This is a genomic window from Rhodococcus sp. NPDC003318, assembly GCF_042879035.1.
In the GTDB taxonomy this organism is placed as follows: Bacteria; Actinomycetota; Actinomycetes; order Mycobacteriales; family Mycobacteriaceae; genus Rhodococcus_G.
This window is the reverse complement of record NZ_JBIAOU010000012.1, coordinates 63,686-77,119: the sequence shown is the minus strand read 5'-3', so window position 1 is coordinate 77,119 and position 13,434 is coordinate 63,686. Positions and strand designations below refer to the sequence as shown.

At 68.7% G+C, this 13,434-nt stretch carries 12 protein-coding genes and 1 pseudogene; 1 reads left to right on the top strand and 12 read right to left on the bottom strand.

The annotated features are described in order from the left end of the window. Positions 1–48 precede the first annotated feature (48 nt). The 10 genes from ACFYVR_RS18805 to ACFYVR_RS18760 form a co-directional block, all read right to left on the bottom strand. A complete protein-coding gene (locus ACFYVR_RS18805; RefSeq protein ID WP_387475868.1) occupies positions 49–234 on the bottom strand; it encodes a hypothetical protein in 186 nt (61 codons plus the stop codon). Positions 235–245: 11 nt separating this feature from the next. Further along, entirely contained in the window at positions 246–1,649 is a 1,404-nt protein-coding gene (locus ACFYVR_RS18800) for a wax ester/triacylglycerol synthase family O-acyltransferase (RefSeq protein ID WP_387475865.1), read from the bottom strand. Positions 1,650–2,711: 1,062 nt separating this feature from the next. Beyond that, the gene (locus ACFYVR_RS18795) at positions 2,712–2,915 is read right to left on the bottom strand and encodes a transposase (RefSeq protein WP_387475862.1); all 204 of its coding nucleotides are present in this window, start codon (positions 2,913–2,915) and stop codon (positions 2,712–2,714) included. A 780-nt stretch (positions 2,916–3,695) separates the two neighbouring features. Next, complete coding sequence (locus ACFYVR_RS18790) at positions 3,696–4,508, bottom strand: alpha/beta fold hydrolase (RefSeq protein WP_387476002.1); 813 nt, start codon at positions 4,506–4,508, stop codon at positions 3,696–3,698. 740 nt (positions 4,509–5,248) lie between these two features. After that, positions 5,249–5,575, bottom strand: a complete 327-nt coding sequence (locus ACFYVR_RS18785; protein WP_387475860.1) for a hypothetical protein — start codon at positions 5,573–5,575, stop codon at positions 5,249–5,251. Positions 5,576–5,729: 154 nt separating this feature from the next. Continuing rightward, complete coding sequence (locus tag ACFYVR_RS18780) at positions 5,730–6,023, bottom strand: hypothetical protein (protein ID WP_387475857.1); 294 nt, start codon at positions 6,021–6,023, stop codon at positions 5,730–5,732. Between the two features lie 1,441 nt (positions 6,024–7,464). Continuing rightward, the gene (locus ACFYVR_RS18775) at positions 7,465–7,905 is read right to left on the bottom strand and encodes a hypothetical protein (RefSeq protein ID WP_387475855.1); all 441 of its coding nucleotides are present in this window, start codon (positions 7,903–7,905) and stop codon (positions 7,465–7,467) included. Positions 7,906–8,169: 264 nt separating this feature from the next. After that, complete coding sequence (locus tag ACFYVR_RS18770; protein ID WP_387475852.1) at positions 8,170–8,415, bottom strand: three-helix bundle dimerization domain-containing protein; 246 nt, start codon at positions 8,413–8,415, stop codon at positions 8,170–8,172. Then, the gene (locus tag ACFYVR_RS18765; protein WP_387475850.1) at positions 8,412–8,891 is read right to left on the bottom strand and encodes a hypothetical protein; all 480 of its coding nucleotides are present in this window, start codon (positions 8,889–8,891) and stop codon (positions 8,412–8,414) included. The genes ACFYVR_RS18770 and ACFYVR_RS18765 overlap by 4 nt, the downstream gene beginning before the upstream one ends. Positions 8,892–9,121: 230 nt before the next feature. Continuing rightward, positions 9,122–10,057 (bottom strand): NAD-dependent epimerase/dehydratase family protein, encoded by a 936-nt coding sequence (locus ACFYVR_RS18760; RefSeq protein WP_387475848.1) that lies wholly within the window; start codon positions 10,055–10,057, stop codon positions 9,122–9,124. A gap of 180 nt (positions 10,058–10,237) precedes the next feature. On the opposite strand from ACFYVR_RS18760, the gene ACFYVR_RS18755 reads away from it, so the two are divergent. Continuing rightward, on the top strand, positions 10,238–10,906 hold the full coding sequence (locus ACFYVR_RS18755; RefSeq protein ID WP_387475845.1) for a TetR/AcrR family transcriptional regulator: 669 nt from the start codon (positions 10,238–10,240) through the stop codon (positions 10,904–10,906). 355 nt (positions 10,907–11,261) lie between these two features. On the opposite strand, the gene ACFYVR_RS18750 is transcribed toward ACFYVR_RS18755, so the two are convergent. Continuing rightward, the gene (locus ACFYVR_RS18750) at positions 11,262–11,906 is read right to left on the bottom strand and encodes a hypothetical protein (RefSeq protein WP_387475842.1); all 645 of its coding nucleotides are present in this window, start codon (positions 11,904–11,906) and stop codon (positions 11,262–11,264) included. A gap of 1,140 nt (positions 11,907–13,046) precedes the next feature. Continuing rightward, a pseudogene (locus ACFYVR_RS18745) lies at positions 13,047–13,216 on the bottom strand (transposase); the annotation flags it as partial. Positions 13,217–13,434 lie beyond the last annotated feature (218 nt).

Genomic DNA, 13,434 nt, shown 5'->3' with positions numbered 1-13,434 from the left:
TTTCCGATGATTCCGGTTGCGCCGGAAACGATTTCGATTGCCTGTGGGTCACGTGTGGGTTTCGAGGGTGACGCAGGCGACGGTGAGCACCGCCGCCGCAACGCCGAGGGCAACGGATCCGCTCGACACGACGGCCGTGCCGGCGGTGGCCGCGGCCACCGCCGGGGAGGGCGCCGCCGCGGCACTGGGTCGCGCGCGGCCGGTGCCGGGCCGGTCGGGTCCGTGGCGGTTCATCGCCGCGGCCACTACAGGCCGACGGCGTGTTCGAGGGCGCCGAGTTCGTCGTCGAGGTGGTCGAGCATCGGCGCCAGGTCGGGCAGGGTGCGGCGGCAGCCGGTGAGCCCGAACGCGATCTCGTCGTCGGTGCTGGTGCAGGTGATGTTCAGGGCCTGCCCACGGACCGGGATCGACAGCGGGTACAGGGCGGTGAGGCGGGCGCCGTTCCAGTACAGGGGCTCGCTCGGCCCCGGCACGTTGGAGATCATCACGTTCGCGGGGCGGATGAACGAACCGATCCCGAACATGCCCAGAGCCAGCGGGACGGTGCCGAGGGCGCTTGCGGCCAGGTTCTGGGTGCGGCTCATGGTGCGCATCGCGTTCTTGCCGTCGGTCATGGCGGCGTGCACCGTCTCGAGCCGCAGCGCCGGATCGTCGAGATGGGTGCCGAGGTTGCACGAGAGCATCCCGATCTCGTTGCCCGTCTTGGTTTCCCGCTTCTCACCTCGTAGCGAGACCGGAACCATGGCGATCAGCGGATGCTCGGGCAGCACCCCGAGAGCGCCGATGAACGTACGCAGAGCGCCCGAGCACATCGCGAGGACCACGTCGTTGACGGTGGCGTCGGCGTGCTTGGCGACCAGGCGCAGCCGTTCGAGTGGCCAGGAGCGGGCCGCGAATCGTCGGGCCCCGCCGATCGGCACGTTGAGCATCGAGTGCGGTGCGGCGAGCGTGAGCGCGCCGCCGCGGTGGTGCAGCGCCCGGTCGACGGTGCCGGCGAGGGCGGGCAGCAGACCGGCCACCTCGCCGACGGTGTCGCGGGCCACGCGCAGGGCCGCCGCGGGCACGTCGAGGAGGGGGTTCGTGCCGCCGGTGGGTGGGTCCGTGACGAGTCGCAGCGCGGGGCGCTCGCGCACCGACGGTTCCCAGGGTGCGGGCATCTCTCGTGCGTCCGGGTTCTCGCTGAGCGCGGCGCGCAGCAGCTTCATCGCCGACATCCCGTCGGCGAGGGCGTGGTGGATCTTGACGTACACCGCGAGGCGTCCGTCGGCGAGGCCCTCGATCAGGTGGATCTCCCACAGTGGGCGGCTGCGGTCGAGGAGGCCGGCGTGCAGGCGGGCGACCAGATCGAGCAGTTCGGTGATGCCGCCGGGTTGGGGGAGGGCGTCGTGGCGGACGTGGTGGCCGAGGTCGACCTCGGTGTCGGATTCCCAGCCCCACTGGCCCAGCGTGGTCAGCGACCGTGCGGCCCGTTTGCGCAGCAGCGGGGACACCTCGCCTCGCGTGAGCGCCGCGTCGAGCATCGCGCGGACGTCGCGCGCATCGGAACCCTCCGGTGGGTCGAACACCGCCAGGCCCCCGACGTGCATCGGATGGCGGCGGGACTCGCCGATCAGGAACATCGAATCGGTCGGCGACATCGGGAGCAGCACGAGCCCTTGCCTTTCCGTTCCCCCGGACCCGGATCAGGCAATGGTCCCCCCCGGAAGAACTGTGGTTGCGGTGTGTTCTGGACGTGTCCGGCCGTAACGGCTAGATGTGAGTCAAGTCACGAATCGGCGTCTGTTGTATCCCAAGCCATACCTCTCGGTCCACTTGGACATTCGTCCAGTCGGGGCCGCCTGGTCAGGGTCCCGCGGCCGGCCACGCCGCCCCTGGCGCCGGAACCGGCCCCTTGTTTCGTTTTCGCTTTCGCCTGCTCGCCCCGGTGTTTTCGCCCCTGTCCGGGCTCTCGTACTCAGGCAGCATCCGGCCTGCGTGACACCCGGTCTGCCAGCGGTGGCGTCGCCGAATGTTCGTGCACCCGACGCGGCCCGTTGGCGTCGTCGTCAGGCGCGATTTCCTGCCACTGTCACTGCCACTGCCCACTGCCACTGCGGGAGGACCGCCCTCTCGGGGCGACAACGCGGCCGATCGAACACAGGTGCACTGCGCACCACAGATGACAACGCAGGTCCCGCTGGTCAGTTCTCGGGTTCTGGCCCACTTCCGTGATGGATTCTGAGTGCGTCAGTGGCTGAGGCGAATTCGCTTTCGGAGTAGATCGAATCCGGCGCGACCGTACATCTGCCGTGGGAGCATCTTGATGCGGTTGACGTGGCTTCGACGGTGCCGGAGCTGTAGGGCAGAGTAAGCCCGTTGCGGACGGCGTCATGGTCGGTTTCCAGGCCGCGGACGAATCGGTGCAGCTTCGTTCAGGTCGTCAGCTCTGACCGCGGCCATCCAGGAGTGGAATTCTCGCCGCGGCGTTCGGCGAGTATCTCCGCGAATGCCGCGATCATCTGGTCGGCAGTCTCCCGCTGCTCTTCACTGTGTACGGGCGTCACCCGATTCCGGTTCGAGCGCAGTACACAGGCAACGATGATGGGCGGCAACGGTTTTCTCCACCACCTCGGCCAAGCTGTGCCAGAGGTGCCATCGGTCGGCGACCTCGACCGCCTCCGGTGCGCCGGCGCGGGCCGCTTCGGCACAGGCGCCGGCGCGATCACGACAGATCACCTCGGTCCCAGGTGCGCTCTGAGCCGCTCGGCGACGGTCTCGGCTCTGCGGTCGGCGAGAACATCGATCGGCCGGTGGGTGCTCATGTCGATGAGCACGGTGCCGTATCGATGCCGGCGCCGCAGCGCACAGTCGTCGACGCCGAGTACCTCGACAGAGTTCGGCGGCGGGTCCGGCAACGCTCGGACCAGTCGCAACAAGGTGCCTGTCGACGACGGGGTGAAAACTAGTTCTAACCCGCCGTTGACACGACCCCCGGTATTGGCGGAAGCCGCGTTCTTTCCGCGCGGGGGGTGACGGCATCCGGCGTCGGAATCGGGGCGGTGACGGCACGAGTGGTCGTCAACGCGATCTCGGTCAGCCCTGGTGCGGGTCCTGCTCGTGGTCCCACGGGTCGGCGAGTGGCCGGCCGCCGCTATTTATTGGGTGATCGACCGGCGGCGCCGATACCGCAGCTCCTCGAGCCGCTCAGCGAACCGGCGGGGTGTCATCCCGAATTCGACGAGGATTTCGGCGGTGCTCGGACCACCGAAGGGCTCCCAGCGTCGTGCGAATTCGAGCAGTTCTTGGTCGTGTGGGTTCATACGATCCTTCTCCTGGTGTTGGCAGGCCCTCTGATCAGCGGGGCCAAGGGATCTGCCCGGCGGTACCCGCGTCGCGAGACCGAGGCGGCTCGAACGGGTCGAAGCAGGCGGGTGGATCGAGGTTGACCCCGTCGTCGGGCGTGATGCCGGCGAACAGGGTCAGTACGTCGTGGTCCTCGAACAGGTGGTCCAGGGGCCGACCCGGTCGGGCTGCTCGGGAAGGCCGGCCAGTTGGTCGTCGAAGTGACCGTCTGGTGTGGGGCGGGGGGCGCGTTGCACGGTCAGGCGTAGTGCCATCTCCTGACCGGTACACATGTCGGTCGAGGTGGATGGCCGGTGCAGCCCTGACCCGATCCTCGGGGCGGCAGCCCTCCCCGATCCTCGGGGCGGCGGCCATCACGCGACCATCTGCGGCCGCTCGTCCAGCACGGCGGCCATCGCGTTGCCGAAGCCGTCCGGGTCACCGATCAACCAGCCGTGACATCCGGCGACCGTGTGCACCGGCGGGTTACGCAACGCCGCGCGCAGCGACTCGAAGCTCGCGCGTGGGATGAACGTGTCGCAGTGGCTCCACAGCAGCGTCACGGGCAGCCCGCGGTCGGCGAGCTCGACCAGCTCGCGCCGTAGGTCCGCGGTCCGGGCGAGGTCCGCGATCCGGAGAACGGCACGCGGGTTGCGCACCGCGTTGACCGCCGTGTCGATCGCGATGGTCACCAACGCGGCCACGGGCGTTCGGGTCGCCAGGGCGTCGCCGGTCGCCGCGGCGCCCCACTGCCACAACGGCCGCTCCCGGATCGGGCGCACCCGGCCGCCGGCGGGCGACCACGCGGCGCCGCCGACCGAGTTGATCAGCACCAGCCGCGCGACCCGGTCGCCGAGGTCGTGGGCCGACTGGATCGCGACGCCACCGCCGAACGAGTGGCCGACGAGGGTCACCGGCTCGTCCAATCCCAGCGCGTCCAGGAACGCCGCCAACCAGTGGGCATAGCCGGCCAGGTTCCGTCGGCGCGGTGGGAGTTCGGGGGTGCCGCCGAATCCGGGCAGTGCGGGTGCGTACACCCGCACGCCCATGCCGGACAGCCGCCGCAGTGCGCTCGCGTAGGTGCGGTGGGTGAGGCCGAACCCGTGCAGGAACACGACGGGCGAGCCGTGGCCCACCACCCCGTACGCCACCGGGTGGCCCCCGACCTCGACCTCTCGCCAGGACATCTCGGCGGTGAGGCCCGCTTCCGGGCTGTGTTTCGGCTGGTGCTCGTACATCGGGGACCCCTGGGGTGACTGTGGTGAACTGGATCACAGGGTTCCATCCGCGTAGGCCTGCCCGCGACGGTGGAACTACCGGGGCCATATACCTGTCTTTCCGGAACGTACCCACTCACTCGACCCCATCGGTGCTGGTCACGGCCCAGCTCTACGACCAGGGCGGTCTGCGTAGGCGAGGGAATTCAAGCTTGGACAGCACGTGCTCCACCTGCCTGCACGCGGTTACCTGGGAGATCAGCAACATTTCAGCGATCGCCTTGGTGGTCAGGATCTGCCAGATCGGCCACCTGGCGCCCGGAAGAAGAGACTCCGGCGGATGCAGGATTCCCTTCAAGGCGGTCCTGTCTCCTGCCGTACAGCTCTCCCGGAATTGGCGGTTCTGATCACAACGGACGCTCTCGGCACCCTCGCCCCACTGGCGGTCATGTGGAGGTGTTGTCTCTACTGGTGGAGTGAAGTTGTGGCGGTTCACCGGAGACATCGACCGAGACAGTTGCGGTCACTGATGGTTCGTCGCGCAAGCGCGCGGTCATGGTGTGGCGGCCGGGAGTCATCGGGGGCAGGACGGTGTAGAGACCTGCCGCGGTCAACACTCCGTCGATTAGCCATTCGACGGGCATGGCGTCGTGGCCAGTGTCGGGGCGGTCGCGATCTGCCCCCGGTGCCGGACATCGACGGGCTCGAGATCACGGTCGGTGGTCACGTCGGTGCGCGCGCTGGCGCTGCAGGAACAGGGCCCGGTGACGGGCGAGGGTCGCGTCGGCGGCGGCCCGGGTGCGGAGCTGCTCGCGGGCCAGGGCGTAGCGGACCGGGGTGGTCCGTGCGGACAGGTCGGCGGCGTGCGCGGCGGCCGACTCGTCGTCGAGCAGGCCCGCGGCAAGGCGGTCGCAGTCGATCAACAGCCGTTCGAACGCCAGTCGGACCGGCCTGTCGGCATCGAACAGGACCGGCACGATCAGACCATCGGCGATCCGCAACGGCAGCATCGTCAGGCGGTAGCCGATCCGCGCCACGGCCCGCGATGCACCGAGTAGCTGGGCACCAGGATCGGGGTGACAGGGCCAGCTCACAGGGTGCGCCCGTGCTCCGCCCCCGCGGCGGTGACCGACCGCCCCCGATCGAAGTCCGCCGCTGACAGCAGTATCAGCAGTTCGGGCACGTCGGCGTTCACGGGCGTTCGCCCGGTGAGGAGTCGTCGGACATCCACCCGTATGCGGCGTGCACGCTCAGATAGCGCAGGCCGGTGGCGTCGATCTCGTGCAGGATTCGTTCCTGCGCAGGTGAACGGGACCCACCCAGGACCTCGGCGGTCGCCACGACGTACCGCACCCCACCTGCGGTGGGGGTGCGGGTGCACTCGAATCCTCGCTGGGTCGCCAACTCCCGCAGTGCCGCCCACTGTGCCACTTCGTCGGTGCCGGGGCTCCCGACGAACAACACTCGCTTCTTCGGTGAGCTCATCCGAACCCCTTTCCCGACGTCGTCCGTGTGCGAGTCTCCGGTCCCGATCGGGTCCGGACACGGTGGGATCGGGACGGCGGCTGTGGCCGCCGACCACATCCGTGGCCGTACCTCTCGTCACACGAAAGTGACTGGTGTCACACATTGTTTCTATCCCGGGGCGCGGCGGACCGCCACTCGAACACACCCCGAAGGCCCGTGCCACGTGGTCTGACTCTGTCCGCGGATGTGCGGCAGGCGCACCACGGCGCGGTGTACGTAAACGGATCCCTGTGCATCGAGCGGCTCCGATCACTGTCGGATGCGTCGACCCGTCCCGGCGCCCGCCGTCGTGTCCACCCCGGGTGCGACCGCGGACGAGATCCCGGCGATCGACGGGTTGCACTTCGACGACACTTGTTCGACGGCGACTTCGGGTGGCGCGGTGCGATGACCTCGACGCGGTTGCGGCGGGGCGACGTGCTCGATCGGGTCGTGGGGGAAGTGGGAAGACGGAGCCGGTGATTCCCGAGCCGGCGTGCTCCACCGGCCCACACCTGGCCCGGCCGGCGGGCGGTTCGCGGCCGAGTCGCCATTGTGCTGCGGTGCCAACGACGTTCATTCGCGGCATCATCGCACACACGAACGGAACAGAGGCGGGAACGGTGGGTCGTGGTGTGCCGGTCTCGCCCGCCAGAATCTGGCTGACTCGAGCTCGGGCGGTCGGTGGCGGCTTGGGTGAGTCAGGCTCGGTTGTCGAGGCGGTCAGTACCCAGGATCCGCGATTGTCAGGAGACCAACCAATTCCGAGCGCGGCGGGCGAAAGACCCGGAAACCACGGCGATATCGGGTGTGAGCCAGAACCACGACCCCAGCGATCCCGGTGCCGACGAGCGTTGCCCGAGCCCAAGTCCGGTTCGGCCGACGATGAGGATGAGGCCCGGCCGCTGCCCGGACTTGGTATAGCTGTGCACATGCCGCTGGCTTCTTGCCAGCGAACAGGTTCTGCAGGAACGTCCGCCGAACCGTGGCGGCGGCGGCTCGCTTGTTCCACTCGCGCACACGGCCGTCACGGATGTCGGGCAGGAGGCGCACGGTCCGGTGCGAGCCGATGATGTCCGCGCGAGCTGGGAGACGATCATGCTCGAGTGGTGGCCCTGGTGACCGCGCGGAGTGGCCATGCCCGATCGGTGCGGCTCGCCGGCCCAGAGGGGTGTGGACCGGCGAGCCTTCGCCGTGCGCAGAGGGACGACAACGGCGCACGGAAAGGGTAGGTGAGAGCAGCGATTTCATGCGAGTCGCCGGGGAATGTCAGCGGGCGGCTGCCTTCGCGTCACCCGGTGGCTGGGTGACGGTCCACTTTCGGCTCTTGCGACGGGCGAGCGCGCGGTGACCTGCAGCCCGATCCTCCGGTGCTCGGACACCGAATTTGTCGTTCACTTCGGCGTTGCGACTCGAGGGGTCATCGGGTGGCGGCCCACGTGTCGTAGGCGGTGAGCATGTCGAGGTAGTCGGGGCAGGCATATTCGGCCTGCAGGATCAGCCCCTGCCGGATCTGGGCGTCGGTTGCCGGGTACCGAGTGTGCAGGTCACGGACCAGGTCATCGAGGCCGGTCGCGTTCTGCCGTGGGCTGTGGGTGGAGGAGAGGTCGTCGGAGGCGAAGAGGTGGCAGTCGTCCTCGGCGAGCGCCACGGCCGCGGACACTTCCGCAGCCGGATCCTCGGCCGACGAGAGTTCCATTCCGACCATCGTCTGGACGAACTCGGCGGCGTACCACGTGTCGGACTTCACCGACGACACGGCGACGACAGAGGAGCCGACGCGGGACTCGATCCCGCTCTCGCACCCGGCCCCCAACACAACGGCGGTGATGCCTGCGACGGCCGCGGCCACCTTGGACACATACGAAAGTCAACCCGACTCGACATGTGTGGTCCACCCGTGAGTGGCGCTGGCCACGTCAGCCTCGGTGACGAGGTGAGCGCGGGCACGTCACTCGACGAACAGCGGGATGGACTCGGGATGGGGCCTTCGTCGAAGGTCGGTGTGCCTGCTCAACCAGGTCGATGTCGCTGACCTTCGAATGCACGGTGTCGGCGTCGGCAGGGTCGCGATCGGCACGACGCGTCTTGGGCGGGGGAGGCGTGGTGGAGTCCCGCAACCGCATCACCGGCGGATGGTTGTTCGGTCAGATGGTCGGAGGGGAATGCCGAGTTCCTTGTCGGCATGTCGTTCGACGAGCAGCGGCACGAAGTCGCGGATGGGTTTGCCGTCGAAGTGCACCCGAGCGCGCGTGACGGCGTCTATGACTTCGGCGAAGGATTTGTCCGTGTGTTTGGCGGCGAGGCGCAGGATCGCCAAATCGATCAGGTGCTGTTCCGCGTGACCGGCCGGGGACGGGTTTCGGTTCATTCTTCCGGCGGGTGTGTCGTTGCGCCACCGGTGCCGTCGTTGCGGGTTTCGATGGCTTTGACGGACTTGCGAAGTTCCTTGCCGAGGATCCGTGCGCCGAACAGGCCAAGGACTGCGGCGAGGAGTCGTCCCCGCAGGTTCTTGCCGTCGCGGACCACGACGACGTCGACGTCGGTGGTGCCGGTGGGTTGTGGGGTGAGGGTGTAGGTGTGGCCCGAGGCGCCTCCCCACAGGTTGGAGTCGGTGGTCGTCATCAGGACGTGGTGGGGGTCGGTCCAGTCGTAGTGCAGGCGTTCCCAGATGCCGTTCGAGCCTTCGGTGACGTCCGCGTCGTGGGGGCCTTGACTGTGCACTTTCAGGTAGCTGTCGGTGCTGTTGCCGAACAGCTCGTGGCGTCCTGGCCCGAAGTCGGTGAGGCCGGAGAGGACCTGCTCGGGTGTGGCGGTGGTGCTCTGGTGGAGATGGATCGTGGTCATGGCGATTCCTCGGCTCGGGAGTAGATCCGCGGGCCTCGACGGCCACGCGGTGCATCCAGGACACCACTGTCACGGGCGTTGTGGAAGGCGTACCGGCGGCGATGCGGCAGGAGTGGGACGTGACCCCGGCCCCAGGAGCCGGGGACCGGGTCGCGGCGGGGAACTCGCGCCTCCTATCCGTCGACCAGCTCGGTTCTTTGTGGCGCGGGACCGGGACGCAGCGGCGCCGGTCATCGCGTGGCGGGTCGGAGGGGCGCGGCGTACGCCGCGATGGTGGCGGCCAACGCGTCGTCCAGGGCGGTGGCGTGGTCACCGAGGACGGCGGCGTACGCGGTGTGGTCGACCACGTGGTCGTCGTCGAACTGGTAGAGCATCTCGACCGTCTCGCGGGCCGCAGGCACGAGTGTGCCGAGCAGGCGCAGCTGCCAGGGCCGGACCGGGCGCAGCCGCAGCGGCTCCGCGGCGAGAGTTGCTGCGCGTTCGGCGAATTCGCGGGTGGTCACGGTCGCGGGGTTCGGTACGTGCCAGGCCCTGCCCCAGGTCGCCGGCGTCTCGCTCAACCGGACCAGGGCCTCGCCGAAGTCAGGGACGTAGGTGTAGGTGTGGCGTCGATCGGGATCACCGGCCACGGGCACCGGTTTCCCGCGGACGATGGGCGTGAAGAAGCGGGCACCGACCGCGGACGCCGTGACGCCGGGTCCGAAGAAGTCCGAGGCCCGCCCGGCCACGACGCGCACCTGCCCGGCCCGGTGAGCGTCGGAGAGGTCGCGCCACATCTGAGCGCGCACCTGGCCCTTGCGTGTCTCGGCGGACAGGGGAAGCGCCTCGGTGAGCGGGCCGGGGACGACGCCGTAGCCGTAGACGTTCTCGGCCACGACAAGCAGCGCTCCGGCCGCGGCGGCGGCTCCGATCACCCGACTCTGCAGAGCCCGGAACTCCTGTGGCCAACGGTGGTAGGCGGGCTGGGCGCATTGGAACACGACCTCGGCGTCGGCGACCGCGGCGGCCGCAGCGGCCGGGTCGGTGAGGTCCGCTCGCCGACTGGTCGCTCCGGGCACGGCGTGCCCGGACCGGGTCACCACGGCGGGTGTGATCCCGCGCGTGGTGAGCGAGGCGACGACGGCGCGGCCGACCGGACCGGCACCGAGCACAACGTGGGTGGTCATCGGGTCCACTCCCTGTATCTGGTTTCGGACTGGCGAGAGTCAGGCGGTGGCCGACGAACGGATCGCGACCAGGCGCCACAATGCGATCGGTAAACGGATTCCGAACACTGATCGGATATCGCACGAGTAGTGTTTCCGATCAGTGTTCGGATGTCAATCGCTGCGCGGTATTGTGGGGCGATGTCAACCGAGAACGGGGAGACGCGTCGGCAGCGGCAGCGGCGCGAGCTGCTGGCCGACATCGAGGCGGAGGCGCGGCGGCAGCTCGCCGCGGGTGGACCATCGTCGGTGTCCATGCGTGCGATCGCCCGGGGCGTCGGACTCAGCTCCGCCTCGCTCTACACCTACTTCGACGGCCTCGACGACGTATTCACCCTGCTCCTGCTCGGCAGCTACCGAAGCCTGGCCGAGGCCACCGCGACCGCGGTCACGGCCTTCGGCGACGCACCCCCGGCGGACCGTGCGCTGGTCGGGATCCTGGCTCACCGACGCTGGGCCCTGGCCCACCGCAGCGAGTTCAACCTGATCTTCTCCGACCAGCTGCCCGGCTACCAGGCCCCGCCGGGCGGTCCGACCGTCGCCGCCCAGACCGAGGTGTTCGAGCCGATCGTCGATGCGCTGCGGAGTCTCCGGACCCCCGATCTCAGTGCCGAGGAGCTGACCGTCGTCTGGGCGGCGTTCCACGGGGCGGTCAGCCTGGAGGTGAACCACCACCTCGACTGGCTCGGCGACCCGGCCGCGATGCACGAGCTGGCGGCCCGCCGAGCGTTCACCGGCGTCGGGCTCCCCGACCCCACGTCGAACCTCCGGGAACGCTTCGAGAAATGGGCGGCCACCGCCACTCCCTGACATCCACTCACCTGGGTGGCCCGGGCCGAAACGTGGCGTCTCGGGCCGGTAACCGGGAGCGTCGGGAGCGCATGTCTCGCAGCAGGATCCATCAACGAGGCTGACTGCCGGTCGCCTTCGCCAGCACGGCCTCCCGGGCGCTCTCTCGGGTTCCATGAGGGGTCGGTCGTGATCGCCTGTTCTCCCTGTCTTGCCGGCCGGGTGGGCCGGCACCATCGGAGTCGGCGCCGACCGCGTCGAGGGTGATCGTGACTGGCCGCACGCCGCCACCGAGCATGGTCGTTCGACTGAAATTTGTTGCGTAGCTTCCGGTCCCGGTCTGAGTTCGGGCTGCGCTCGCCGAAATCTCTGCTGGTCAGAGTTCGCCGAGGAGGGCGGTGATATTGCCGCTCAGGGCCGCCCGTAGCCGGTCCGGGTCGTCGCCATCGAGCAGGATGACACCGGCGTCGAGGTGCACGGTGGCGCGCGCCAGCTCGCGCAGGGCGCGGTGAATCGCCGCCTCCGGCACCGCCACGACGAGTACACCGGTGGTGTCATTGTCGGTGGCGGTGCGTTCGATCATCAAGGACCAGGCGGCGATCAGGGCGGTCGCCTCGCGGCCGGCATGCACGATCGCCTCGCGATCGAGCCGAGCGGCAGCGGCTGCGGCTGCGGTGGCGAGTTCGGAGGTGATGGTCAGGCCGACGACAGTGCGGGCCGCGACCGCCAGCGGCACGGTGTGGGTGACCGGGATGTCGAGCAGGCCCTGACCGGGCTCCTCCTTCGCGAACCCCACGGAGGCCTCCCTCGCCATGTCCCGGATGTTGTCCACGGAGATCCGGGTGCGTGCAGTTGTCACCGTGACACCGAGCCGGGCCGCAACCTGGGCGGTGTGCCGGTCGATGATACCGGCGACCGCGGTACGGGGCGCGGTCAACCCGTGCCGTCCGGCCTCGTCGAGAAAGACGTCGATGAACTCGTCCGACCAGTTGTTCCGGGGCTCACCGCAGCTGACCCTCACGAACGAACCCGTACCTGCGGCACCGCCACACCCACCCACCATGCGTCGGCGACGAGGCTCGCTTCGCACGCCTGAGTCTCGGGCGACGTTCTTCCTGCGTTGTCGATGTGAGGCGAGGAGGTCGTTGACCGCATCTGGTGACCTTCCATTTTCAGTGTTCCCGAACCGGAGTCGCCGATCCCGTCGGCGACCGAACGCGACCGTGGTGGGTTGATCACGCTCCGCAGGAGTACGCCGCTCGGGCAGTCCGCATGTCCATCCCGGATGAGTCCCGGCGGCCGATGCCGGCCACCACGTCCACATCGAGCTGCCCCGCGCAGATACGGGTGTTCGTTAGCTGTCGCCGGGGTGGTCGGGGCGAGCCGACGCCCGGCGACGGCCCGTGAGGCGAGTCGGCGAGACGAGCAGAAGAAGCAACAGCGTGGCACTGATGCGCGCTCAGACGCGGTCGGCGCATCCGACGCAACAGTAGAAGTTCCGTTCCGCCCTGAAACTGAGCAGTCCCGGCCGCAGTAGCCGCAAAACAGTCTCCGCACAGCTCGTCTCGCCTTGACCGCGCAGATCATGCGCGCACCGCGGTGACGGACCGGTGTACTGGACACCAAGGAGATGGGGACCATGACGACTCCAGAAGATGTCCGGAGCCCGCCCACTCCGGTGAACGATCCGTTCCTCGGTCGAGGCCCAAGCTGCTGCTCCATGGTCGATCGGGCATTCGCCCGACGGGAAGACTCACCCCTGGAGTGCGGTGATGGTGCCCGCCGGGCCCAGCCCGGGTGTGAACCGGTTCGCGCGACCCGCGCGGCTCTCGTCAGCGCGGGTCGCGCGGGGTCAGAGGGTCTGCGGGGTCGACCCGGTGGACCACTGGATCGACTGGATCCTCGCGTCGAGGAGGCTGGTGGTCGTGGTCGGGGTCTTGACGATGTTCATGTCGTGCCTCTCGTGAGGACGGCCGATCCGGTGCTCGGTCGTGCCGTCGGGCGGGTGGCTCGACGAGCCGAGACCCGAGGTGGATCCTCGGCCAGGATGGTGGCAGTTGGGTAATGCCGGACCAACCGAGCATGTCGGGAAGGTAACGATCTAGAATATACTCAAGGATCAGATGTATCGAAACATGTTGCAGTTCAATTTAATTAAATGTTCGAAAGGCCTCGAATGCCAGGCCTGACCTCGTCGAGGACCACGTCGGTGATCTTCGAGATCGTCTCGTGCGAAAGATCGGTGCCCAGCGGCGATTCGAGGTGGAAGACGATGTCGCGCACGGTGGTCGCGCCGGCGTAGAGGGAGATGATCATCTCGTCGAGGCAGCCGAGGTGGTTTACCGGGCCGCGCCCGACGCCCGAGGGCTGGGTGCCGCGCATCCTGATCCGACTCTGACCCGACACTCGACGGTCCGTACTTCTCGCGCGCAACCCACCCCGAACAGTTCGCGGTGAGGGACGGTCACTCGCAGCGAAGCGACAAACGTAGTGGCAAGGCGACGTTCTCAACTAGGACGAAGGAGGTCCCCGGTGTTCAGGCTTGTCTT

Excerpts from the sequence above, each read along its gene's own strand:
- ACFYVR_RS18790 (WP_387476002.1), bottom strand. The coding sequence starts at position 4,508 with ATGTCCTGGCGAGAGGTCGAGGTCGGGGGCCACCCGGTGGCGTACGGG.
- ACFYVR_RS18780 (WP_387475857.1), bottom strand. The coding sequence starts at position 6,023 with ATGAGCTCACCGAAGAAGCGAGTGTTGTTCGTCGGGAGCCCCGGCACC.
- ACFYVR_RS18770 (WP_387475852.1), bottom strand. The coding sequence starts at position 8,415 with ATGAACCGAAACCCGTCCCCGGCCGGTCACGCGGAACAGCACCTGATC.
- ACFYVR_RS18755 (WP_387475845.1), top strand. The coding sequence starts at position 10,238 with ATGTCAACCGAGAACGGGGAGACGCGTCGGCAGCGGCAGCGGCGCGAG.
- ACFYVR_RS18805 (WP_387475868.1), bottom strand. The coding sequence starts at position 234 with ATGAACCGCCACGGACCCGACCGGCCCGGCACCGGCCGCGCGCGACCC.
- ACFYVR_RS18760 (WP_387475848.1), bottom strand. The coding sequence starts at position 10,057 with ATGACCACCCACGTTGTGCTCGGTGCCGGTCCGGTCGGCCGCGCCGTC.
- ACFYVR_RS18765 (WP_387475850.1), bottom strand. The coding sequence starts at position 8,891 with ATGACCACGATCCATCTCCACCAGAGCACCACCGCCACACCCGAGCAG.